The sequence below is a fragment of the Novosphingobium sp. BL-S-21 genome (assembly GCF_055521655.1).
In genome coordinates, this window is the sequence record NZ_JBVFVP010000003.1 from 675,518 (window position 1) to 699,911 (window position 24,394).

Genomic DNA, 24,394 nt, shown 5'->3' on the forward strand with positions numbered 1-24,394 from the left:
ATGCCCGGCGGTATCGGCCGAAAGTCGCCTTTTTTGTTATCCGGCAGGTGGCACGAAGCTGTCTCACCTGCCGGAAACGGTCACTTGGTAGCCGAGCAAGCGTACCAGCTGCCGATCATCGCCCGGCCCTCGGGATGGCCTTCGGTGAAGAAGTCCCCCCGATCGGGCTTGAGGAAGAACGTGCCCTTGCGATACCCGACCAGCACGTCCGCGGCATCGAACCCAGCGTCCAGGGCAACCTTCAGCCAGTCGGTACGAGCGAGCGACGTCATGAAGGGTTCGTTGTTGTAGTGACTCTCGAAGTCGCAGCGCATCTGGTCCCAGAGCGACAGATGCTCATGGCGGGGCGGCACGTCCACGTGGCACATGATTCCGCCCTTGCGCAACAGGCGGTGGCTCTCCTTGAAGATGCCCCGCATCCCCTTGGCCGAGGTCTCATGGAGCACAGCGGAGGAGCAGACGAGATCGAAGCTCTCATCCTCAAAGTCGGTATGCTCAGCGTCCTGCTGGCTGAAGTGGATCGCCGTGCCCATCGCCTCGGCGCGGGCATGGCCGTAGCGCAGCATCGGCGCACCCACGTCGAGGGCATAGACTTCCGCGTCTGGGAAAGCCTGCGCGATCGCCACCGTCGAGTGGCCGACCGAGCAGCCGAGGTCGAGGATGCGCCGGGGCTTGAAGTCAGGATAGAAGTCCTGGAGATGGCTGGCGAGCGTGTGTCCGCGCCCGTCGTTCTTCCAGCCGCCGTTGAGGTTGCGCAAGTAGGTGGAAGCGAAGCGGTCGTAGAGCGCGCCGGCCCGGAAATCGCCTTCTGCGGTATCGACCGTGTAGCTGCCCGGCATACGGTGATGATCGAAGGACGAGATGTAGCGCGGAATGACAAGATCCGGGTTCAGGCGCAGGCTGCCCTTGGGGTCTGCCACTTGCGCCTCGACCTTTGCCGAAAGCTCGTCGAACTGGCGGTCGATTGCACCGTCGAGCGAAAGCCAGATGCGGTCCTGGTAGAAAAGCGAGAGCGTCAGCCAGTACTGGTGCAGCGGATGGGCTTCCAGCGCTCCGCGAACCTGGGTGCTGGAGGTTGGCTTGCTGCCGGTCTTCTTCTCGATCTCGGGAACGATAACTTCGTCCAGCAGACGACGATCGAGCGGGTCCATGTTCTGGCTGGTCCAGGCGCGCATGGCGAGGAAGTGGTCTTCCATTGCCTGCTCGTCATGGTTGGACTGCGGCATGACCGCATGACCGAAATGTTCCTGGCGGTACTGTTCCATGTCTTCGGGCTCCCCTTCCGGGTCAAAGTTTCTGGTTTGTCGCATTTTCCGGGTCATCAGGTGATTCCACCTGATTAGAAAACGCTCTAATCGCGGGTCACGGCGTCAAGGACGCCTTCATAGTCGTGCTGGTCGGCCAGCGCCTCTGGCATCAGCTTGTCGCGGGCAGTGCCCAGCACGCGTTCGTAGATCCCTTGCCGATAGGCGCCGCGATAGGCGCGCGCTTCGGCGTCCGGGGCGAATGTGTCGATGTCTGCGGGGCCGTGCAAGCCTGCAGCCTTCAGCAGGCGCTCGTTCGCGTCGAGCCGGTCCTTGAGCACGACGACCTCGCCCAACAGCGCAAGCACTAGCCCCGCGAGGGCGTCTACCGTCTCGCTTTCGAAAACCACCGGCTGGCTGCCCTTCGACCGCGCCTTGCGGTCAAGGTTCATGCGCTCTGCCATCGTCACGTCACTCCATCAGTTCGAAACGGAACACCTTGCCGGTACGGGCAACGATGTCCTTCTTGTCGAGATCGGGGCCATGGGCCTCTTCGGTCGCAGCGTCCTTTGCCTTGAGGTCGTAACCGGTCTGGCTGGAGAGGACCACGACGAGGTCGGTCCCGTCTTCCACCGCGAAGGGAAACTCGTGCCAAGTGCCAAGGTGCATGGCGAATCCTGCCGTCCCGTCGAAACGGAAGGCGCGGACTTGCGAAAGGTCGGGCAGCTCGCCATCGCTCGGTGGTGCCATGACCGCCACGAAAGGTTTGCCGCCAAGCGGCAGGAAAGCCTGCGTGTGCTGGAAATGCCGCTCCAGGTAGCGCACTTCGCCGGGGCGCCGATCCATCTGCGCCAGCGTGACTTCCACCGGATGTTCGCAGTGGAAGCGGGCCGGATAACTCATTTTCACCGCGCCCTTGTAGAAATCGACCGAAACCGGCTTTACCGGCGCATCCCGGCCGATCACCGCGCCGAACAGCGCCAGCGCCTGGGGCGTGGCGGGTTCGACCGCAAGCTCGATCACGGTGCATTCCCGCGTGGAAAAGCCGGTTTGCGTGGTCATGGATACCTCTGCCGCCGTTGTCCGCCAGATCATGCATGCCGGGAAGGGGATTCGAGCGGGGATCGAACTGTTTGATCGCTGGCCGGATAGCCGCAGGGTGGATAGGCTGGTGCCGGCCGGTCGCGAGGCTGGCGGGAATGGTCAAGTCTAGCGGACTATGTGGAAAATTCGGGTATTCTGATGAGCAGCGCGATTGTCGAGGAACAAGTGGTTTCGGCCTTGGTGAAGGCACTGGGAGCCGATGCCGTGATCCATGAGGGCGAAGCGCTCGCCTACTTCTCGAACGACGTCTATCGCGGCGGTGCCGCGCCCAAGGCGATTGTCCGCCCAGCCGATGTGAAAGCGCTTCAAGAAACCGTGCGCATCTGTGCGGCAGCCGGGACCGCCATGGTTCCGCGCGGTGGCGGCGCCTCCTATACCGATGCCTATCTCCTGCCCGAGGGCGGCCATGTCTTGATCGACACCGGCGCGCTCGACACGATCGAGATCGACGAACGCAACGCCGTGGTCACTGTCGGCGCGGGGGTCACGTGGATGGCGCTCAAGACCGCGCTGGACGCCAAAGGTCTGCGCACGCCGTTCTGGGGGCCTTTTTCCGGCATCGCCGCCACCGTGGGCGGCAGCATGAGCCAGAACACGCTGAGCCACGGCAGCACTGCGCACGGCATCTCGGCACAGTCGGTCCTATCGATGGACGTGGTGTTGGCGAGCGGGGAAATGCTCTCGACCAGCGCCAGTTCTGCCATGCGCTTCTACGGGCCGGACCTCACCGGCCTGTTCACGGGCGACTGCGGGATTTTCGGCATCAAAGCGCGCATTCGCCTGCCGCTGCTGCCGGTCCTGCCGCATTTCGAATGCCTGAGCTTCGCGTTCGAAAGCTTCGCGGACTATCACGCCGCCTCGCGCGAGGCGGCCATGGCGCGGCTGGACGATTCGCACTTCGGCCTCGATCTTGCCCTGTCGCAAGGGCAGATCGGCCGCCAGGAAGGCATGGGCGCGCGCCTTAAGATCGCCGCCGAAGTTATGCGCAAAGCGCCGGACAAGATGAAGGGACTTGCCCAGCTCGTTCGGATGGCGCTGGCGGGCGAGAACCCGATGCGCGCGGGCGCTTACATGTGCCACTTCATCATTGAGGGGTTCGACGCCGATGAGGCGGCGCATAAGGCGAAGATCCTGCGCCGGATGCTGGCCCGGCACGGCCGCGAGATCGCAAATTCGATCCCGACTTTCGTCCACTCGGTGCCCTTCGCGCCGCTGTTCAACGTGCTGGGCCCGGGCGGCGAGCGCTGGGTGCCGATCCACGGCGTGCTCGCCCACGACCAGGCCGTGCCATTCGACGCCGCGTTCAAGGAACTGATCGGCGGACGCAAGGCGGAAATGGACCGCCTCGGCATCTGGACCGGCACGATGTTCTCCCCGGTCGGCGCCGCCGGCTTTCTTTACGAAGTGGCGCTGTACTGGCCCGACGACCGCACCGCCTATCACCACACTTTATTGGGCGAGGAATACCTCTCCCGGCAACCGCAGTTCCCCGCCAACGCGGAATCGCGCGCTTATGCGGACGATCTCAAGCAGGCGATCGTCGCTCTGATGCAGGAATACGGCGCCGGGCACTTCCAGCTCGGCCGGGCCTATCCCTATCGTCAGCGGTTATCTCCCCAGGCGCTCTCCCTATTGAGCGCGGTAAAGAGGGAACTTGATCCGAAGGGACTGATGAACCCCGGCGCGCTAGGGTTCTAAAAGGGCTGAAATTACGAAAACGCCCCGGAAAGCGCTTTCCGGGGCGTTCAAGAAATGGGAACGGGCCTCAGCGCTTCATGAGGCGCGCCGGCAAAGCTTGCGTCACCAGCCTGTCGAGACGGCGGCGTGCCCTTGCGCTACCTGCGCCGAAGCCTTCGAGAAACAGCGCGGCATGCTCGACCGCCAGCTTCAGGGCTACAAGTTGCGGCGGTCCCGGCTGCGAGAAATCGCAAATGGCGCCGCCGAAGTAATGGTTGGCCCCTTCGAGCACGAGGCCATAGCGATCGCCCCCCGCCGCGGCGGCAGTGAACGGCGCGAGGTGGGCCTTCCAGCCATCGGCGGCCATGCCCTGCATCAGGTCCAGCGTACCCGTCTGGACCAGCGCGGGCACCGACAGCGCACCGTACCCCGACTCGGTCACGAGAACCGGGATCGGCGGCGGGGGCGAGAAGGCGATCACCGCCCTTGCAAGGCGCGGCACCAGCGGTGCTTGCAGCCCTTCCGGCAAGACCGGCTGCGCACCGCCCAGCATCGTGGCAACGAGGCCGCCGTAGGAATGTCCCGCCGCCACGAACGGTGCTTCGCCGATATGGGAAACGAGCGCGCGCATGTCCTCGACCCGCGCCTTCCAGCTTGCCAGCCCGGGGTACTGTGCGGTTTGCGGATGCTCGCGCGAATCGACGTGAAGCGGAGCGAGCACCCGCCACCCTGCTGCGACCCAGGGACCTATGATCGGATCGTAGTATGCAGGGGCCGATCCTGCCCCGTGCGAGAACAGGATCACCCCGCGCGAAGTGCCCTGCGGCCGCCATTCGCTGATCGAAACCGCGCGGCCTTCCGGCGTCTTCAGCTCGATGACCGCAGGCTGCGGCATTGGCCTTGGCGGCAAGGCCGCCAGCGCGCGTCCGGCCACGGCCAGTCCGGCCGCCGCGACGCAACCCGCCAGCAGCGACCTACGCGACATTGCAAGGCCGGTCCCCACGATCCGCGTCACGATCAGGGCGCCGGCTTTTTGAGGTAGGCGATCACGGCCTTGCGGTCTTCGGGCTTGGGAAGGCCGGCAAAGACCATCGAGGTGCCGGGAACCACACTGGCCGGACGGGTCAGCCACTTGTCGAGCGTGGCATCGTTCCAGGTCACGCCGGACTTGGACATGGCCGCCGAATAGCGGAAGCCCTTCACCGCGCCGGACTTCTTGCCGACCACGCCCGACAGATTCGGCCCCACTTTGTTCGCGCCGCCGGCATTCACTGTGTGGCATGCCATGCAGCGCATGAAGATGCGCTTGCCGGCTGCGGCATCGGTCGCCGGCGACCCGGCCGAAACGCTTGCCGGAACCGCCGCCATGGCAGCGAAGGCGGCCGCGGCCAATGCCGGATGGATGATCTGTCTGGTCATGTCTAACTGCCTACCCTTTGGAATGCGTCATTGTCGCTCCGGCCAGGATATCCGGACGCCATCTCTGCTTGGAAGGCTGCCCATCGGGTCCGCCGGGGCCCGTTTTTTCCAGTCATCCCCGAGCCTAGTCTTAAACGCGAACTCTACCCGATCCGCGGCGCCGATTATCCGCCTTGCGGACAGGCCGTTCAGCGATGCGCCTTGAGCCAAGCCGACGCACGAAGGGCCGCATTGGCGCGAATGTCCGCATAGAAAAGTGCAAAATCGTAATAGTGAAGGCTTCCCCCTGCCATTGGCCTGATATCGAGCCCCGGCGCCGGATAAGTCACGGCAAGCCCCTGTTCGCACCGCACGGCTACCGCGCCGGGTCGCAGCGGCTTCATCGCGCCCAAACCGGGCTCGCCCGGAACCGCGCCGCGTGCCTGCGCTGAAAGCGCGGCGGGGCGGGACCGGTCGAAAGTCACTGGGTTGATGCAAAGCGGGCGCTTGCCCGGAACGTCGCCATATCTGTCGACGAAGGACTTTTCGTATGCGGCGATGATAGGCGCAAGGTTCGAGCCCGCGGCGACCGCGTTCCATTGCAACGCGCATCCGGTCTGCGCAGGCCTATCGCAAACGGGGACGTGCCTGTACCGCAGGCCGAACTCGCCTTCCGAAAGATTGATGCCCACGATGTAAGCCGCCACCATACGCTGCTGCAGGGGCGTGCCGTCGATCCGCCGTTCCAGCAGGTCCGCGATGTGCTTGGCGCCCTGGCTGTGCCCGGCGATGATGAAGGGCCGCCCCTGGCTGACATGGGCGAGGAACCAGTCGAACGCCCGCTCTACGTCGGAATAGGCTAGTGCGAAGGCGGCATCCCGGTGGGCAGGCTCCATCAGCGCCTTGTAGCTGGCCGCCCGGTATCGCGGCGCCCAGATCCGGCAGCAGGCCCCGAACGCGCTGGCTTGCCGGGCCACCGCGCTCTCGTCCGTCCAAGTGCTGGCCGCGGCGTCGGCAGGGTCTTGGTTCCAAGCAGTCTGGCTGCGAAAGGTAGTGGGATGCACATAGAAGACATCCACCTCCGCAGACTGTGCGACCGGCGCGGCGCCCTCGGGCAAGGCCGCCGCCGGGCCGGGACCAGCGGGACCGGCGGCCCAGGCCCCGGCGACAGCGTAATCGGGTGCGGTGGGCGCAAGTGCGGCGATGTCATCCTGCGGTGCGGCCCGGGCCGGACCTGACCAGCACATCACCACCGCCATGAGGCCTGCTGCGGTTTTTGCCGCCGACTTTGCCGCCAGCTTTCTCCGCGGCGCTGCCGCCCGGCCGCGCTCACCCATCGGCGGGCAGCCGGTAGCGCGAGAACACCAGAAGGCTGACGAGCTGGGTTCCGGCCGGGATCAGGCTGTAAAGCAGGACGATGCCGGTAATCGCATGGGGCGTCTGCGTCACTGCTCCCCCGGTCGAGGATACGAAGCCGAACGCACTCATCACAAGGCCTGCGACGACCGGCCCTAGCGCGAAGGAAAGCTTTTCCATGGCCGAGAACAGTCCGGCGAAGACGCCTTCGTTGGCAATGCCCTTGCGGCGGCGTTCATAATCGATCGTATCGGTGAGCATCGAGAGCGAGAGCATGACGAACGCCGAGTTCACCACGCCGATCACCGCGCCGCGCACTAGCACCAGGACGTGCTGCGTGCCCAACGGGCCGACGCCGGGAATGTTCACCAGCACGTCGGTGGCCGGATGGACGAAGAACCAGGTAACCGTTACCATCGCCCATGCGGCTGAAGCGACGATGTAAGTGCGCTCCTTGCCCCAGCTGCGCGACAGCGTGAGCCAGAAAGGCTGCGCAAGAATGCCTGCGATCGCCATGACGAGGATGAACAGCGGCACGATCCAGATCGCCTGGATCGCATAGAGATAGATGAAGCCGATCACGGTATAGCCCGAAGCCTGCCCGATATTCTGGATCAGGCAGGTTGCCAGCAGCACAAGATAGGGGCGGTTGCCCTTGATCGCGCCAAGCTGGCTCAGGAGGCTGCCGGGCGCGGCATCGTCGCGGATCATCGGCACGCGGGCGAGACCCAGCGCAGTCACAAGCATCGTGCCGAGGCACACCGCGCCCAGCACCAGCGCCATGACCGTCCAGCCATGCGCGCCGCCGCCCAGCGCATAGATCAGCGGCTGCGCCACGCCCACGCCCACCAGAACGCCGAGCGTCGAGAAGATCATGCGCCATACCATGATGCGGGTGCGCTCGTGCGGATCATGCGACAGCGCCGCCGCAATCGCGAGATAGGGCACGGAGAACATCGAGAAAGCTGTGGACGCGAGGAAGAACAGGAAGCAGGTGATCGCCGCCGAGAGCAGCGGGCTGGAACTCTGGGTCAGCGTGAACAGCGCCACGAAGCCAAGGCTCGTAAGAACGGCTCCGGCGACGAGGAAGGGCGCGCGCCCGTGCTTCCCGCGCAGCCGATCCGACCAAGCACCGACCAGCGGATCGCAGACGATCAGCCAGAGCTTGGGGATGAGCACGACCAGCCCCGCCAGCCAGGCCTCAACGCCGAGCATGGTGGTCAGGAACAGCGGCAGCAGCACCGCCGGAGTATCGCGGAATATCTGCGCCCCGAGCTGGCCGGTGCCGTAGCGCAACAGGACGGAGGTGCCGACCCTGTCGTCGTGCCCCGCGGATGCATGCGGGAGGATTGTCTGCTCGATCATGGTGGCCATGCGCTTCCCGAATCTTGTTATTGCTGCACTGCAACATGCGACAGAGCGCGGGCTCCGTCCATGGCATATTGATGCCATTGAGCTTTGCCGCATCGCGGCAATTGCGCGGTTTATCCACCAGACGGACGTAGCGGTCCGCTGCGTGGACACCCTTCGGCGGCGAACCATGCTGGCCGCGAAGCCCCGAACTTCGGGGCGACCGGCCCTCTTCTGGAGAACTTTCGCGATGATTTCCCGTTTGCTCGCCTGTACAGCCGTCTCACTGGTTATTGCCGCGCCTGCACCCGCCGCCGAACGCGACAGCCGCGCCATCCACCTTGCGGCCGCACGGAAGCGCGCGGCCGAAACGGTCTCCCGGATGTCCGCTCAGGAAAAGGTGGTCATCACGCACGGCATCATGCCCCTGCCCGGCGGCGGCCCGAAAGTGGATATCCCGCCCGAAGCGATCATTGGCGCGGGCTACATTCCCGGCGTCGGCCGGCTCGGCATTCCGCCCTTGCGGGAAACCGACGCCAGCCTCGGCGTGAGCTGGGTGATGGGCGCGCGCAAGGACTGGTCCACCGCCCTGCCCTCGGCCGTGGCGCAGGCGGCAAGCTGGAACCCTGCACTGGTCGAGCGCGGCGGCGCGATGATCGGCGCGGAAGCGCGGGCCAAGGGCTTCAACGTCCTCCTTGCCGGCGGCGTGAACCTTGTCCGCGATCCGCGCAACGGCCGGACTTTCGAATACTTCTCGGAAGACCCGCTCCTGTCCGGCGTGCTGGCGGGCGCGGCGATCCGGGGCGTGCAATCCAACCATATCATCTCCACCATCAAACACTTCGCGCTCAATGGGCAGGAAACCGGCCGCAAGTACGTGGACGTGAAGATCGCGCCCGCTGCCGCACATGAAAGCGACCTGCTGGCCTTCCAGATCGGCATCGAACAGGGCCAGCCGGGCTCAGTCATGTGCGCCTACAACCGCGTTCACGGGGCGCAGGCCTGCGCCAGCGATTGGCTGCTTAACAATGTGCTGAAGCAAGAATGGGGCTACAAGGGCTTCGTCATGTCGGACTGGGGGGCCGTGCCCTCGATCGACGCGGCGATAAACGGGCTCGACCAGCAGTCAGGCGACCAACTCGATCCAGGCGTCTTCTTTGGCGCGAAGCTGGCCGAAAAGGCCGCATCTGAGCCGGCATGGGCCGCACGGCTCGACGACATGAACACCCGTATCCTGACCGCCGTCTACGCCACCGGGCTGGACAGCCATCCCGCCGAGCCCGGGGGCGCGATAGATTGGGCCGCACATGCCGCGATCGCCGAGGACGTGGCGAAGCAGGGCATCGTCCTGCTGAAAAACGAGGGTCATGTGCTGCCGCTGGCCAGGAACGCGAAGTCCATCGCGGTCATCGGCGGCTATGCCGACGGCGGCGTGCTTTCCGGCGCCGGGTCGAGCCAAGTCATGGGCGAAGGCGGCCCGGCCGTGAAGCTGCCCGTGGCGGGTTCCGGCGTCTGGGCCGGGTTCATCTCGGAATCCTACCATCGCTCCAGCCCAATGGCGGCGATTAAGGCACAGGCGCCGGGCGCCACCGTGCTCTACCGCCAGGGCCAGTACATCAAGGATGCGGCCGAACTTGCCGCTCGCTCGGAAGTGGCCATCGTGTTCGCCACCCAGTGGATGACCGAAGGGCTGGATGTACCTGACCTGTCGTTGCCGCGCGGACAGGATGCGCTGATCGAGGCGGTCGCCGCCGCCAATCCAAATACCATCGTCGTACTTGAAACCGGCGGCCCGGTGAAGATGCCCTGGCTGAGCAAGGTCAGCGGCGTGATCGAGGCCTGGTATCCCGGCGCGCGCGGCGGCGAGGCGATCGCTTCGGTGCTGTTCGGCGAAACCAACCCCTCGGGCCGCCTGCCAATCACTTTCCCGTCCGACGAGAGCCAGCTTCCCCGCCCCCGCCTGGACGGCAGCGACTGGGTGGAACCGGACTTCGGCGGAAATCCCAAGAGCGGCAAGGACAAGCTGCCGGCAGACTACGACATCGAAGGTTCGGACCTCGGCTATCGCTGGTTCGCGCGCAAGGCGGAGAGGCCGCTGTTCCCCTTCGGCCACGGCCTCAGCTATACCTCGTTCGCGCAAGGCAAGCCGGTTATCAGGGGTTCCGCTGTGCGCGTGACCGTGACCAATACCGGCGCGAGGGCCGGCGCGGATGTGGTCCAGCTCTACCTGACCGACCGCGCGGGAGAGATAAAAAGCCGCCTCGTCGGCTTCGGCCGCGTGGAACTGGCGCCGGGCGCCGCGGGCGAAGTGGCGATGACAATCGACCCGCGCCTGCTGGCGGACTGGAAGGATGGCAGCTGGACGATCCCGGCGGGCCGCTACGCTTTTGCGGTGGGCACGGATGCCGAGCACCTGGGTGCGCCGGTGACGGTGATGATGAAGGCACGCCGTTGGAAGGACTGAAGGTTTTGGCCCGAAGGCGGGCTCTGTCGCGAAAAGGCGTCGGGGCTGGCCTTTAGCGGAACAGGCGCGGGGCGAAATCGGCAAGATAGCGCCGCCAGTTCACCCATTCGTGGCCGCCGCCGGTTTCGTGATAGACGTGCGCGATGTGGTACCGAACAAACAGCGCGCGCGTCGGCGCGACTGTTTCGTGAAGGAAATCCTCTCTGCCCATCGCAAAGTAAACAAGCTTGAGTTCCTTCGCGCTGCGTTTCAGTTCGGCATCGTATTTGGCAGCGAAAGTCTCCGCGCCGTTGAAGGCGCCGCCCTTGCTCAGCCCCATTGAAAATATGCCGATCCAGCGGAACTGGTCCGGGTGCGTCAGCCCGTTTCGCAGGGTATGCGATCCGCCCATCGACAGACCCGCCATGGCCCGCGCCTCGGGACGGGCGTCGCTGCGGTAACCGGAATCGACATAGGGGATCAGGTCGCCCATCAGGTCGGCGCCGAAGTCGGGGTTGTCGAGCGTCATCACCCCTTCGCGCAGCGGGGTATGCCCGTCCGGCATGACGACGATCATCGGCACGACTTTTCCGGCGGCGATCAGGTTGTCCAGGATCGCGTTGGCCCGGCCCACGCTGGTCCAGCTGTCGTCACTGTCGCCCGCACCGTGAACAAGATAGAGTACGGGATACTTGCGGCCGTTCTTCATGTAGCCGGGCGGCGTATAGACATGGGCGCGGCGGGCAATTCCCAGCGATTTCGACCAGTATTCGATCGTTGATACCGCGCCATGCGCGATTTGCGGGTTCGTCGTCTGGAAATCGCCTTCGGGGCCGCGCACCTCAAAAGTCGAATTGATGCCCTTGAGCTCCTCGGAGAAGGTCCTGCCGAGAGGATCGACGATCTTTACTCCGTCCACGCGGAACGCGAAGCGATAAGTGTCCGCTGGCACCGGCCCGGGGGTGGTGACGGTCCAAAGGCCGGTCGCTTCTCTCGCCATGGCAAGACCCTGCGGCGTACCGGTCGGGAAGCCAATGGGAATGACCGTCGCGATATCGGTGCTGGTCAACAGCACTTCCGACGCATTTGGCGCGCAGAGGCGGAAGGTCACGCGCCGATCGGGAAGCTGCTCCACCGACTTGTAGGGCGCGGGGCCGGAGTAGAACGGCGGCATCACACAAGTGGAGGGATCGAGCCTGGGCGACTGCATCTGCGCCGTCGCCGGCAGCGCCGCCGCGAAGGCGGCTAAGACCGCCAGCAGCGCAGCGGAGGAGGCTATCTTGCGGCGAAGCATGCAGAAATCCTTTCGCGGACACAGCGAGCGCTGCTGCCACGAAAGGTCGTTGTTGCCGGTCGGGGAACGAACGCCGCCATCGCGTCTATCCGACTGGCGGAGCGGTGAGCACGCTCTTACCGGAACTGCCCGGGGCCGCTTTCACTTGCGCGCTTCGACCTGCTTACCCAGCCGCGCCGCTACGCACTGGTCGGCGGGCATGCCATCGGGGCAGCTCTCGGTCTTGGGCACGAGAGCGCTGTCCTTCGGCAGACGAACGGTAAGGATGCGCACCGCCTCGGTGCCGATCATGCGCGAGGTATGGCCGCGCCCGGTCACGTCGTCCGCCAGAACGATGTCACCCTTGGAAAGGATGTGCTTCGAACCGTCGCCCAGCCCCACTTCGAGCTGGCCGGACAGGACGATCAGGAAACGCGGGGTGGAAACGCCGTGGAAATCGATGAAGCCGCCGGGCAGCGTATCGCCGATTTCCACATCGGTGGCGCGCAGCCGCGACTGAACCGAACGCCCGTCCCCCCCGCCCGTGAGCGGCAGGTCGATGATCTCGAGATGGGATTCGCCGTCCTCCCCGCCGTACATGTGCATCATCCGCATGGCCTTGCCGGCAGCCGAAAGCGGGGTGACGGGCACCGGATCGGCCAGCGAGGGCGCCGCAAAAGCCAGCACGGCGGCGAACGAAACAAACAGTCTCATGCCCCTTGTTCTCCTTCAGGCACTGACGTGGGAACCGGCGGCGGCGAAGACGGCGCCGGACTTCTGGTCATGACGGGCGGACAGTTCGCGCAGGCGAGGGATCAGTTCGCGCCCGTGGACCGCGATATCGCCCAGCAGGTCGAACCCGCGCAGCAGGAACCCTCCGATGCCCATGGCATAATAGTCCATTAACGCATCCGCCACCTGCTCGGCCGTACCCACCAGCGCAGGCGGCAGCATCGGCGTCGAGAAATCGATCGAGGCGCGGGTTATCCCGGTCCAGAGGCGCTTGTCGATCAGTTCGCTGCCGCCGGCCAGCGCCTCAAGTTCCTTGCGCCCCGAGCTGCCGCGCGTGGTGGCCAGCCTGGGGTCGAGCCGCATGGCCGTGCCGGTCGCATCCCCCTTTCCGGCATCGGCCTCGGAGATTTTCGCCTGCTGGATCGCTGCAGTCTCGCGAAGCTGCTCGATCACTGCGCGCGCCGCCTGCCAGGCCTGTTCCTCGGTATCGCCGAGGATGACCCGCGCCGATGTCTGCAGACGCAGAGGACGGCCGGTCGCCGCCCAGGCCGCCTTGACCTGCGCCGCTGTCTCCTTCATCTGCGCCAGCGGCTTGAGACCTCCGATCGCGTAGACATCCGCCACTTGCGCGCCCACGTCCAGCGCCAGCGGCGATGCCCCGCCCCAATAGACCGGGATGGCGCCGCCTTCCGGTCGAATTTCCGCCAGCGCCCGGTCGAACCGATACCAGTCGCCCACATGGCTCACCGGTTCGCGCGCAGCCCAGACCCTGCGCATGATCTTCACATATTCGCCGCTGCGCCGGTAGCGCTCGTCCTTGGTGTGGTAATCCCCGTCGCACGCCAGTTCGAGGTCGTTGGCGCCGGTTATGACATGGACCCCGGCACGCCCGCCGCTCAGCCGGTCGAGCGTGGCGAACATGCGCGCGGCCATGGTCGGCGCGACGAAGCCAGGCCGATGCGCCACCATGAAGGATAGCCGCCGGGTGATCGCGGCCGCGTAACTGGCGATGGCGAAAGGGTCCGGCGCGTAGGAGTTCTGGAGGATCAGCACCCGGTCGAAGCCGTTCTCGTCGAAGGCGCGGGCCAGCGTGCCGATCGTCTCCACATCGAAGCTCGGCCCGTCCGGCGGCGACACTTCCGAAGCATTGCGGTGGAGCAGGACTCCCAGGATTTCGAGCGTCATGACGGCCCTCCCCAAGGCCGGACCACGATGCGTGCCGGCTACAATTCTGACCCCGAAAAACTGGCAGGTGACCGAGAGGCGAATAATCCAAGAAATCTATTACCCTGCGAGAGAAGCTTGATCGAACTTTCGCGGGCAACGGCAACCAGGAAGGCCCCCTGCCGATGAACATCGTCAAGCTCGAACGCATGATCGCCGTCTACGAGGCAGGCAGCTTCCGCAAGGCGGCGCGCCGTTTCGGCATGTCGCAGCCCGCGCTCACCTGGAGCATCCGGCAGCTGGAGGAGAGCCTCGGCCTCTCGCTGTTTGTACGCGGACCTTCCGGCATCCGCCCTACCGAGGCCTGCGAGACGCTGATCGTGCGCGCACGTCTGATCGTCAGCGAACATGCCCGCCTGCTCGCCGAAGTGGAGCGCAAGAATCGCCAGCAGGTGATCGTAATCGGCGTCCACCCGGTGCTGCTCAACAGCCAGTTCGCCCACACCATCGCCGCTTTTCGCGAGCGCGAGCCCGCCGTTACCCTGCGCGTGGTGGAAGCCTATAGCGCCGACCTCATCGCCCGCCTGCAACGCGGCGAACTGGACTTAGCCTTCTCTGCCGCGCCCCCCGAGGACGAGGAGGCCGACGAAATCGCCTTCGAGCCGCTGCTGCGCCAGTATTATTCGATCTTCGCCCGCCCCGATCACGCGATCTTCGAACAGATCGAAAGCGGCGGGCCGATCACCGAACACGCTTGGGCGCAGGCAGACGCGCCCAATGTCGGCGCGCGGCAGGTGACCGCCAGCAGCGGCGATCGCAATACCAACATAGTGCTGGAACTGCTCGCGCGCTTCGGAATGACCGAGAACATGGTGGCGATCCGTTCCGCCTCGATGCACCTGATCCGCCGGATGGTCATTGACGGCGGCCTGCTGGGCATGGTCCCTGAAAGCCAGTTCGCCACTGAATTGCAGGGCGGCACCGTGCGTCAGGTGCCCGGCTCCAACATCGAGGGTCCGCCGCTCGGCCTGCTGTGGATTGATGGCTGCTACGAGACACTGGCCATGCGCCGGCTGAAATCACTGCTGCGCACGATGCAAGTTCCCGATCATCCCAAGGCGCTGCCCGCCCCAAAGATCGCGGCATGATGGCCGCTACTGCCCGGGTGATAGAGGTGCTCTATCACAGGTCAAAATTAGTTCTCTGTTTCGCTTTGACAAGCCCAAGCAACATGCCGCCACTGGCTGCGCTGGGTTCCAGTCGCTCACCGTGGCCCCTTTTTTCCTCTCTGCGAGTCCGGCGATGAACAAGCATCCCCTCAACCCCATCACGCCCGAGCATATCGAGACCTATCGCCGCGACGGCGTGGTCTGCCTGCGCCAGATGTTCGACGCGGAATGGATCGAGCGTCTCCAGCAAGCCGCGCTCGAAGTCTCAGCTGATCCCGCAGCTCACGGCCTTACCGGCCCCTCGCACGGCGCCATGATCTCGGTTTCGCACCTCTGGCACAAGCCAGGCACATTCCGCGACTTCGCCTTCAACTCGCCCGCGGGGGAGATCGTGGGCCGCGTGATCGAGGCGGACAACGTACAGATGTTTCACGATCACCTGTTCCGCAAGCCACCGCAATCCCCCGCGATCATGCAGTGGCATGCCGATCACCTCTGGCCCTTCACCGGCACCATGATCCCCAACCTGTGGGTTGCATTGTCGCCGGTGAACGAGGAGAACGGCCGGATCGAATTCGTCGCGGGCTATCACCGCTTCTGCATCGACACGGGCTCTCGCTTTGGCCCGGCCGGAGACGGCACCTTCCGCTTCCCAGACTTCGAAGCCGAGCGCGGCAATCCGGATTTCCCGTTCCGTTTCGTCACCTGGGATCTCCAGCCGGGCGACGCTGTGCTGTTCCATGTAGATATCCCGCACTTTTCCAAGGGCAACGATTCCGATACGCTCGCCCGCACCGGCCTTGCCATGCGGATGATCGGCGACGACTGCTACTGGTGCCCGCGCGAAGGGCTGATGCCGGTCCACGGCATGGACCTGATGAGCCAGCCCGACGGTGTTCATCCCGAGCCCGGCGAACTGCTGCCGCTCATCTGGCACCGCCCGGACGACGAACCCCGCGCCTTTACGCCGCGCCCCGCCCCAGCGGCACGGGCAGCATGACCTTCGATCCCGGCAAGCGCGAATTCCTTGGCGGCGCGGCGCTGTTCGCGGCGCTGGGGATCGCCGGACCGGCGGTGGCGGGCAAGACTCCCAGTATTCTGGTCGAGCCTATCCCGGGCCCGAACCTGCCGATGGAATTTCCCGGCAGCGGCGGTACGGTTCCTTGGCTGAAGCGGGTTTTTCACCTCTATTCCGGCCCTGACGGGCTGACCCGGGCCGAACAACTTGAAGTGGTGGAGCCGCGCGGCCAGGCCATCGCTACTCTGCTGCGCCGCACCGCCGCGCGCGTCACCCTGGGCGGATCGCAGCCCGGTGCCGGTTTCGGCTTCCACGTCGCCAGCCAGCCGACCCTGCTGATCCCGATCTTCGGGTCGATGACGATCGGCCTTCATGACGGCACAGAATACGAATTGCGCCACGGCGACCTCGCCTATGCCGAGGACTGCAGCGGCAAAGGCCATATTTCGAAAGCCGGGCCGGATGGCTCGTTCATGGTCGCGGTGCAGCTTCCTGGCGATGGCTGCCCCCTGTCCGGCAGTTCCGACATGAAGAAAATCTGGTCCGACCAAGCCCGCTGAGCCCATAGCCCCTCGCTTGAAGGAAGACGCGTGAAGAAGACTGCATATCTCGGCTGGGCGATCGGCTCCTTCACCTCCTCGGCGCTGGTCAGCGCCGTGGGCTTGCTGCACTTGCGGTTCATGACGGATTCGCTCGGCCTCGCCATCGGGCTGGCGGGAATGCTAACCGTCCTTTCCAAGATCTACGATGCCGCTTGCGACCCGCTGATGGGCCACATCGGCGACCGCACCCACACCCGTTTCGGCAAGTACCGCCCCTATTTGCTGGGCGGCGGGCTGATGGCCGGGCTTTCCATGGTCATGCTGTTCAACGTGCCTGCGGCGCTTTCGGGCACGGGGCTCTGGGTTTGGGTGGGCATGACGCTGCTGTTCTTCTCCACCGCCTATACCTTGTTCCGCATTCCCTATCTGGCGCTGGGACGGGCGATCACCTCCAACTTTCAGGAACGCTCGAAGCTGATGACCTTCAGCGTCTACGGCTCCTCGCTCGGCAACATGGCCGCGACCGCCGCGGCGCCGTTCCTGCTTTCGCGCATTGGCAGCGACCGTGCCGGACACGGCATAGTGGCGATCGTGCTGGGCGTGCTCATCGCCCTTGGCGGGGCGGCCTCCTTCGCGCTGCTGCGCGAAGGCGAAGCGGCGCACAGCACGCCTTCGGGCAACGGCTCCCTGCGCGAGGCCGTAGATGCCCTGCGCCGCAACCGGCCGTTCCTCTGCCTGATCGGCTTTAAGCTCGTACTGTTCTCGGGCCTTACCGTTCACATGGCGGCGATCCCCTTCTACACGCGCCACGTCCTGGGCGTGGCCGACAGCACGCTGGGTTCCATCTTCCTCGTGCAGACGCTGGCGATGATGGGCTCCCAATACCTGTGGGTACGCCTTGCCGCGCGCCACGGCCGCCGCAACGCGCTGCTCGGCGCAAGCGCGCTTTGCGCCCTGGCCTATTTCAGCTGGCTCTTTGTTCCCGCTGCCCGGCCCGAACCCTTCGTCCATCTCTGCGCGCTGGTTTCCGGCATGGCCACCGGCGGCATCTTCCTCGGCCTCTACACCGTGCTGACCGACACGATGGACTATTCGCGCCAGGCACAGGGAGACAGCCGCGCCGGGATGCTCGCAGGCGTCTTCGTCATGGTCGAGAAAGGCACTGCAGCCTTCGGAACCTTCGTGTTCAGCATGACCATGGCCTGGGTCGGGTTCGTGTCCTCCAACGGCAACGGCGCGGATACGCAGTCCCCCAGCGTGCGGCTTGGGATCATCGTGGCGCTCTCCGTCGTACCCTCGCTCGCCGCGGTAGCCGCAGGCCTCATCATGCTGCGCTATCGGCTCCCCGGCGAGGCTGCATCCGAACAGTTCCCGAACGCCGCGCAGACGCCCGAAGCATCCAAATTAATTGTCCTGAAAAACACTGCAGCCTGAAAGTAATAATACAAGTTCCAATACCTTGGAGAGTGGGCGCGCCTAGCCCCACCACCTAAAGTCGTCTCCGCGATATTCTATTTATCCGTACATCGGATAGGATAAATACTTCAGACGAATACTCATCTGACTGCGACAGCATGCCCCCTCAAGAACAGAAAACATGAGGGAAAGTGTCCATGACCAGCGATTTGAAACGAAAAGTATTGACGACCAGCCTGATCGCCACCGCCGCCATGCTGGCGACGCTCCCCGCGCAGGCCCAGCAGGCCAATGACGCAGAGAGCGGCAATACCATCGTCGTCACCGCCAAGAACCGCAAGGAAAGCCTTCAGGACGTCCCGCTGGCGATCACCGCGCTAAGCGATCAGGATCTCGCCGGTGCCCAGATCCGCGACGCGCGCGACCTTCAGAAGATCACGCCGAACCTCAGCCTTTTCGCCGGCTCAGGGCGGAACGACCCCTCAGCCTATTCACTGCGCGGCCTCGCTCCCAATACTTCGGACGAGCGCTATCAGGGCATCTCGATCTTTATCGACGGCGTGGCCTTGTCCGGGCAGCTCGCCTCACTCGATCTGGAGAACCTCCAACGCGTCGAGATCATCAAGGGTCCACAGAGCGCCACCTTCGGCCGCGCGACTTATAGCGGCGCGATCAACTACGTCACCGCTGATCCCTCGGGCGACGCCGTGACCGGTTTCGCCAAGGCACGTGGCAGCCTCACCAACAACGCGCCGGACGCCAGCTACTACTTCGGCGGCACCCTCGCCGCCCCGATCGTCAAGGATGCGCTGTGGTTCTCCGTTTCCGGCTCGCTGATGCAAAACGGCGCCTTCGGGAAGTCGGTTGACGACAGCACCCCGATAGGGCGCGAGCGCACGCAAGTCGCCTCCGGCACTTTGTTCTTCAAGCCGGACGACAGCTTCTCGATCAAGCTGCGCGGCATGTACCAGCACGACCGCGATTCCCCGCCGGCACAAGCGGTGCAGCACCCGCGCGAATGGCTGGCGGCCGGCGTCGCGGTGGCGCCTTTCGCGCGCGGCAACGGCGCGTTCTTCCCCGCCTCCCTGCCGAACGGCGACCTTGACACCATCGGTACGCAGGGCGCCACCGGCTACGGACGCGACCGCTACTTCGCCAGCGCCGTCATCGCCAAGACCTTCGGCGACTACGAGCTGAGCTACCGCGGCGGTTACTTCAAGGAATCGCGCTGGGCCAATGTCGCCACCGTTCCCCGCGCGGTACAGCCCGGACAGGACCCGGTGTTCGGCGACTTGATAACCAACGGCACCGTGACCGTGCGCACCTCGGTGCTCGGCACCTTCCCCTCGACCGAGACTTTCGAGAACACAAGCCACCAGTTCATGTTACTCTCGCCCGGAAGTAACCCGTTCCGCTGGCGTGCGGGGCTCTATTACTTCTGGGAGAATGATCTCTCGGCCTTCTCTGGCTACGGCACCACCGCCAATCCCAAGGGCATGACCCGCAACGACCACCTCACCAACATGGCGGTGCTGGGCGGGTTCGACTGGGACATCACCGAGGCGCTGACTCTAAGCGGCGAAGGACGCTACGCCCGCGAGAAAGTGTCCTCCCCCGCCTGCCCGACTTGCGTGTTTTATCCGACCACGGTCGATTACAACAACATCTCTAAAGACTTCAGCCCGCGGATCACCTTGAGCTACAAGGTCACAGGTGAGAACATGGTCTATGCGCTGTTCTCCAAAGGCGTAAAAAGCGCGCGGTACAGCTTCGTGAATGTCGGCGGAGACTATGTCGGGCTCGCCGCAGAACCGGAGAAATTGTTCAACTACGAAATCGGCAGCAAGAACACCTTCTTCGGCGGCCGCCTGAACCTCAACCTCGCCGCGTTCTATGACGAAGTGAAGGACCAGCAGCTCGTCTCCACGCAAGAACGCACGGTCAACGGCAACATCGTCAACATCGCCACGGTGGGCAATGTCGGCGCCTCGAAGATACTCGGTTTCGAAGGCGAGGCGAGCCTCCGGTTAACGCCCCGCCTGACTCTGCGCGGCTCGGTCGGCTATGCTCACCAGGAGTTCACGACCAAGACCCCGCTCATTATCAGCACCAGTTCAACTTACGGCTTCCCCGCCAGCGCAGACAACTCGATCGTGCTCGACGGGCTCACTCAGGCTAACGTGCCGGACTGGAACGGCTTCATCGGCGGCGAATACAAGTTACCGGAAATGGGCGGTTTTTCGCCCAGCTTTCGCCTGGACGGCGCCTATCGCGGCAGCTGGTATGCCAATCTTGCAAATACCGTGAAAGGCCGCTCGGCCTGGACCGTGGACGGACGGATCAACTTCGCCAGCGATGCCATCGACTTCTCGCTGTTCGGTCGCAACATTCTCAACAACCAGCGCCCGACCGGCTCCGGCCTCGCCGGGGCCACCGCGACCTGCATTTTCGTGGAACGCGACACCGCCACCTATGGCTCCAACCAGCAGTGCCTCTATGCCTCGGTGCCCCGTCCGGCCGAATGGGGCATGGAAGCCATCCTACGCTTCTAATCCGGCCCACAACAAAAAGGCCCGGCAGGCACATCGCCTGCCGGGCCTTTTGCCGTTTCGTCACGCGCGAAAATCAGTCCCGCGCGCCGATCTCCACGGCAACGCGTTCACCGCTTTCCATCGCGGATTCCATGCCAAAATCGAGCCTCCGCGTATGCTCGCCCGCAAAGTGCATGACCTGCCAGGGATCGGTCATCTTGCGGGCAAAGCCGTTGACTTGGCCTGGCGCTAGGCTGAACCCGCAGCCGAGTTGGTTGGTATCGCGCATCCAGTCCTTGTAGGCGGCCAACCGCAGGAGCCCTTTCGCAGCTGGTCGGAGGCGGACGATCTCGTTCTGGATGAAGGCTTCCGCCTCGGCATGCTCCATCTTCGCGATGGCCTGCGCGACAAGGCCAACCATGACCACCATCGCCCGGTGGCGCCCCTCTCCGCTATGATTATCAATCGCCCAGAACATCCCGATCGGACCATCGGTGGAAAACGAGGGCGGCAGTCCGTCTTCCTTCCAGAACGGCTTCTCGGCCGTGAGGTACATGCGGGCGGTATTGGCATAGGGCATCGCAGAAATCGCCTGCCTTTGCAGGGGATTGTCCTTCCTCGCCACGATTTCGACACGGCGCAGCACCGAGAACGGAACGGCGGAAATCACGAACCGCGCCGAAAGGGCGCTGCCATCCGCGCAAGTCACGGTGGCGCCGCTGTCCGTCATCTCGATCCGCGCCACCTTGCGTCCGAGGCGGATGGCGTCACCCAGCTTCGCCGCCATGGCCAGCGGCAGCTGCTGGCAGCCACCCACGATGTTGTTGGTGGAGGCAAGGCCGTCGATCATGTTGTGGTCGTTGGCCTCCCCGAAAGGATGGTCCCGCGCCTGCGGGGCCGGCGACTGGCCCGTCCGGCGATCGACGCCCCCCCGCGTCTCCTCCTGCCACATGCGCAGCATCGAGGTTTCGTCAATGCCGATGCCAGGCGCCGAAAACCTTGCGAGTTCGATCGCCGCCTCGCTGTAGCCGTTACGCTTCATCAGTTCGCGCAGCGAGATGTCGTACTTGGAAAAGCGCGGATCGAGCCAGTCGTCCACTTCCTTGAGCGGGTTGAACTTCGCGGTGACGGCCTGTCCCATCAGGATCGGGTTGATCTTGCGCTCATCTCCGACGGTGCGGTTGAGCGGGTTCGAGTCCCACGTCTTGGGGTCGATCCAGGTGTCCTGGATATGACCGCCGAACGAAAGCAGGTCGCGGTCTTCCGAAACAAGCTTGAGCCCGTAGCGCTGGCAGGCGTCCAGCACACGGGCATAGCTGCGGCCGATCTGGCTGGCACCCACGTCGATGGGGCCGTCCACCGTCTGCACGGTCTGTACGCGCCCGCCAACCCGGTCGGACGCTTCGAGGATGAGCACGTTCATCCCCATCTCGCGCAGTAGCTCGGCCGAATGCAGGCCGGAAAGGCCCGCGCCGATAATGACGACATCGGCCTTCTCCGCAGCGAAGGCCATGCGCGGAAGCGCCAGCGTGGCAGCGCCCAGAGCGCCCGCGCCCAGAATCTTACGGCGAGTGAACATGAAAACTGTCTCCAGTCTGAAAAGGAAGTTTGGAACGGCCGTTGCCGGACGGACCAGCCATCCGGCAACGGCTGCCTGTCATCAGAAGCCCAGCTTGAGCTGCACGCCTGCGGTCCGCAGATCGGGCAGGCCGACAAGTACGGCGTTGTAGCGAGCCAGCGAATAGCCCGGCGCGATCGCCCAGTTATCGTCGATGCTGGTATAGGCCTTGTTGTTGAAGGCGTTGTTCACGAATAGCTCGATCGAGGCCTTCCCACGCGAAAGGCCGGTGCGCAGGTTTACCAGATGGCGGTCCTGCGTCTTGATGAGGTTCGCCTGGTCGGACCAAACGCCCGACTTGAAGCTGTAGTCCGCCCGCGCGAACCAGCCGGCATCGTCAATCCCGCGCAGGTCCCCGCCAAACTGCACGCCCAGGTTCGCAGACCACTTGGAGGTACGCGCCATGTCCTTGCCGCTGAAGTCGGTGATACCGGAATAGGCGGTTACGGAAGGATTGACGAAGCTGTTTATGTCCGTGCCCGTATAGGCGCCCGCCGCATCGATGGTGACGAGATCGCCCAGCCGCAGATGCGTCTCCCCCTCAAGCCCGAAAAGATTGGTGGAACCGGAGTTGGCAACGCCGGTGAACAGGGTGCCGTCGTCGAGCAGGAACGAATAGGACGTGATCTGCTTGCGCCATTTCGCGTAATAGCCAGCCGCCGTATAAGTCAGCCTGCCGTTCAGCGCCTTGCCCTTCACGCCCAGTTCGTAGTTGGTCAGCTTCTCCGGCTGCACCGTGAGCGGTACGCCCTGCTGCGCCGCCAGCGCCCGATCCCCCGAGTCCGTCGTCGAGGCCAGCAAGAAGGCGTTGAACTGCGACGGGTTCACCCCGCGCGAATAGGAGGCGTAGACCATCAAGTCCGGGTCGATCTGGAAGTTGGCGATCACGCGCGGCGTGAAGTTGCGGAACTTGTCCGAAGCCAGCTTGCTACCCGCCGTATAAGTGCCCGCCGGAACATAGATAGAATCAGCGATAGACAGGTTACTGTTGGCGTAAGTGGCGATCCGGTCGCTCTGGTAGCGGCCCTCCGCGCTTATCGAGAAGCGATCGGTAATGTCGTAAGTGAGGCCTGCGAAAATACCCAGGGTCTCGCTCTCGTTGCGTCCGGTGGTGCCGGGGCGGCCGCCGTAGATAGGCGTGCCGCTGCCCACCCGGTTCCACGCTTCGAGATAGCTCACCCCGGCCACGCCGTGAACGGCGCCGAAATCGTAATTTACCCGGCCTTCCGCCGAGTAGTCATGCATCTCGCGCTCAATCAGGTAGGGAAAGTCGTAATAGGCGGTGTTCCAGTAGCTCGTGCCGGTGAAGGACGAACTGTCGAACCCGTCGAGATCGACCAGAGTGCTCCATTTCTCCTCGTTGTGCCCAGCCAGCAGCGAGATCGAGAAATGGTCGTCGATCTCGTAGTCGGCGGTAAGGTGCGCGTGGATGGAATTGCGCAGCAGACCATAGTGATCGACCGTTTCGCCGCTTGAAAGCAGGCGTCCGGTGGGATTTTCGAGCCAATTGCTGAGCTGGCTGGTGAAGCTGGTGTTGGCGCTCACCGGATTAACAAGTCCTGGCGCGGTGCCGCAGATGAAGGCATAGCCGCCCGGCGTCGTGCAATTGCTCTGGCTGCTCTGGATCAGGGTGCCGCCCGGCGTCTTGATGTCCGTCGCCACGAGCCGGGTCTGCGCTGAGGGGCCGTCCTCGTCGCGCGTCCACATACCGAACGCCTTGACGGTGAGCCGGTCGCTCGGTTTGGCGACGAGCAGGAGGCTCGCGCTGCGCGTCGATTCATCGCCCAGCGTGCCGCCGTCATAGCGGTTCTTCCACGATCCGCCCTTGTCGAACGCATCCGCGGTTATCCGGAATGTCAGCACGTCGCCGATGATCGGGCCTTCGACCGAGCCGCGCAGGCGCCAATTGTCGCGCGTGCCGATCATTCCCGTCAATTGCCCGTGCCACTCGCCACCCGGCTCCTTGTTCACGAAGTTGATCGCACCGGCAAAGGTATTGCGGCCGAAATAGGCACTTTGCGGCCCCTTGAGGATCTCGATCCGTTCGGGATCGCTGATCGAAGTGAACGGCGAAGGCGAGGCGACCGGAACCCCGTCGATGAACATCGAGGTCGTCGTCGCATTGGTCGTCACCGGGGTGAAGCCGCGCAGCGAGATCTGCTGGAAGGAGCGGTCGGCATGACCGGAAGAGCTGTTGTTGATGTTGATGCCCGGCGTCGAACTCGCCAGCGACTGTATCGAGACGATGCCCTTGGCCTCCAGCGTTTCCGAAGTCATCGCGGTCACCGTGACCGGCGTTTTTAGCAGGCTCTCCTCCCGTTTGCGTGCAGTGACGACGATGTCGCCAGGAGCCATTTCC

19 protein-coding genes are annotated in these 24,394 nt (G+C 64.5%); 7 read left to right on the forward strand and 12 right to left on the reverse strand.

Going from position 1 to position 24,394, the window contains the following annotated elements; all coding sequences use genetic code 11:
• Positions 1-80: 80 nt before the first annotated feature.
• The 3 genes from ACZ1J6_RS25430 to ACZ1J6_RS25440 form a co-directional block, all read right to left on the reverse strand.
• Complete coding sequence (locus ACZ1J6_RS25430) at positions 81-1,265, reverse strand: class I SAM-dependent methyltransferase (protein WP_465128491.1); 1,185 nt, start codon at positions 1,263-1,265, stop codon at positions 81-83.
• 86 nt (positions 1,266-1,351) lie between these two features.
• Positions 1,352-1,708, reverse strand: a complete 357-nt coding sequence (locus tag ACZ1J6_RS25435) for a hypothetical protein (protein ID WP_465128859.1) — start codon at positions 1,706-1,708, stop codon at positions 1,352-1,354.
• Between the two features lie 7 nt (positions 1,709-1,715).
• Positions 1,716-2,306 (reverse strand): ureidoglycolate lyase, encoded by a 591-nt coding sequence (locus ACZ1J6_RS25440; RefSeq protein WP_465128492.1) that lies wholly within the window; start codon positions 2,304-2,306, stop codon positions 1,716-1,718.
• A gap of 180 nt (positions 2,307-2,486) precedes the next feature.
• Here ACZ1J6_RS25440 and ACZ1J6_RS25445 point away from each other — a divergent pair, with 180 nt between their 5' ends.
• The gene (locus ACZ1J6_RS25445; RefSeq protein ID WP_465128493.1) at positions 2,487-4,046 is read left to right on the forward strand and encodes an FAD-binding oxidoreductase; all 1,560 of its coding nucleotides are present in this window, start codon (positions 2,487-2,489) and stop codon (positions 4,044-4,046) included.
• A gap of 67 nt (positions 4,047-4,113) precedes the next feature.
• Here the strand turns inward: ACZ1J6_RS25445 and ACZ1J6_RS25450 are convergent, their stop codons facing one another.
• From ACZ1J6_RS25450 to ACZ1J6_RS25465, 4 genes are all read right to left on the reverse strand, one after another.
• Positions 4,114-5,010: an alpha/beta hydrolase family protein gene (locus ACZ1J6_RS25450; RefSeq protein WP_465128494.1), complete on the reverse strand. Its 897-nt coding sequence runs from the start codon at positions 5,008-5,010 to the stop codon at positions 4,114-4,116.
• A gap of 32 nt (positions 5,011-5,042) precedes the next feature.
• Entirely contained in the window at positions 5,043-5,444 is a 402-nt protein-coding gene (locus ACZ1J6_RS25455; protein ID WP_465128495.1) for a c-type cytochrome, read from the reverse strand.
• Positions 5,445-5,632: 188 nt separating this feature from the next.
• A complete protein-coding gene (locus ACZ1J6_RS25460) occupies positions 5,633-6,682 on the reverse strand; it encodes a DUF3089 domain-containing protein (protein ID WP_465128496.1) in 1,050 nt (349 codons plus the stop codon).
• 70 nt (positions 6,683-6,752) lie between these two features.
• Positions 6,753-8,144, reverse strand: coding sequence for an MFS transporter (locus ACZ1J6_RS25465; protein WP_465128497.1), 1,392 nt, complete (start codon positions 8,142-8,144; stop codon positions 6,753-6,755).
• A 235-nt stretch (positions 8,145-8,379) separates the two neighbouring features.
• On the opposite strand from ACZ1J6_RS25465, the gene ACZ1J6_RS25470 reads away from it, so the two are divergent.
• Positions 8,380-10,593, forward strand: a complete 2,214-nt coding sequence (locus ACZ1J6_RS25470; protein WP_465128498.1) for a beta-glucosidase — start codon at positions 8,380-8,382, stop codon at positions 10,591-10,593.
• Between the two features lie 52 nt (positions 10,594-10,645).
• Here the strand turns inward: ACZ1J6_RS25470 and ACZ1J6_RS25475 are convergent, their stop codons facing one another.
• The 3 genes from ACZ1J6_RS25475 to ACZ1J6_RS25485 form a co-directional block, all read right to left on the reverse strand.
• Positions 10,646-11,866 (reverse strand): alpha/beta hydrolase, encoded by a 1,221-nt coding sequence (locus ACZ1J6_RS25475; RefSeq protein ID WP_465128499.1) that lies wholly within the window; start codon positions 11,864-11,866, stop codon positions 10,646-10,648.
• Positions 11,867-12,007: 141 nt separating this feature from the next.
• A complete protein-coding gene (locus ACZ1J6_RS25480) occupies positions 12,008-12,559 on the reverse strand; it encodes a cupin domain-containing protein (protein ID WP_465128500.1) in 552 nt (183 codons plus the stop codon).
• A gap of 15 nt (positions 12,560-12,574) precedes the next feature.
• A complete protein-coding gene (locus ACZ1J6_RS25485; protein WP_465128501.1) occupies positions 12,575-13,762 on the reverse strand; it encodes an LLM class flavin-dependent oxidoreductase in 1,188 nt (395 codons plus the stop codon).
• Between the two features lie 164 nt (positions 13,763-13,926).
• On the opposite strand from ACZ1J6_RS25485, the gene ACZ1J6_RS25490 reads away from it, so the two are divergent.
• From ACZ1J6_RS25490 to ACZ1J6_RS25510, 5 genes are all read left to right on the forward strand, one after another.
• The gene (locus ACZ1J6_RS25490) at positions 13,927-14,889 is read left to right on the forward strand and encodes a LysR family transcriptional regulator (protein WP_465128502.1); all 963 of its coding nucleotides are present in this window, start codon (positions 13,927-13,929) and stop codon (positions 14,887-14,889) included.
• A gap of 154 nt (positions 14,890-15,043) precedes the next feature.
• Positions 15,044-15,910 (forward strand): phytanoyl-CoA dioxygenase family protein, encoded by an 867-nt coding sequence (locus tag ACZ1J6_RS25495; RefSeq protein ID WP_465128503.1) that lies wholly within the window; start codon positions 15,044-15,046, stop codon positions 15,908-15,910.
• Positions 15,907-16,488, forward strand: coding sequence for a cupin domain-containing protein (locus tag ACZ1J6_RS25500; RefSeq protein WP_465128504.1), 582 nt, complete (start codon positions 15,907-15,909; stop codon positions 16,486-16,488). Before ACZ1J6_RS25495 ends, ACZ1J6_RS25500 begins: the two co-directional genes overlap by 4 nt.
• A 30-nt stretch (positions 16,489-16,518) precedes the next feature.
• On the forward strand, positions 16,519-17,904 hold the full coding sequence (locus ACZ1J6_RS25505) for an MFS transporter (protein ID WP_465128505.1): 1,386 nt from the start codon (positions 16,519-16,521) through the stop codon (positions 17,902-17,904).
• Between the two features lie 179 nt (positions 17,905-18,083).
• Positions 18,084-20,438, forward strand: coding sequence for a TonB-dependent receptor (locus tag ACZ1J6_RS25510; RefSeq protein WP_465128506.1), 2,355 nt, complete (start codon positions 18,084-18,086; stop codon positions 20,436-20,438).
• Positions 20,439-20,511: 73 nt separating this feature from the next.
• On the opposite strand, the gene ACZ1J6_RS25515 is transcribed toward ACZ1J6_RS25510, so the two are convergent.
• Positions 20,512-21,996 carry a flavin monoamine oxidase family protein gene (locus tag ACZ1J6_RS25515; protein WP_465128507.1) on the reverse strand — a complete coding sequence of 495 codons (1,485 nt, stop codon included), beginning with the start codon at positions 21,994-21,996 and terminating at the stop codon, positions 20,512-20,514.
• A gap of 81 nt (positions 21,997-22,077) precedes the next feature.
• Positions 22,078-24,390, reverse strand: coding sequence for a TonB-dependent receptor (locus ACZ1J6_RS25520; RefSeq protein WP_465128508.1), 2,313 nt, complete (start codon positions 24,388-24,390; stop codon positions 22,078-22,080).
• Positions 24,391-24,394 lie beyond the last annotated feature (4 nt).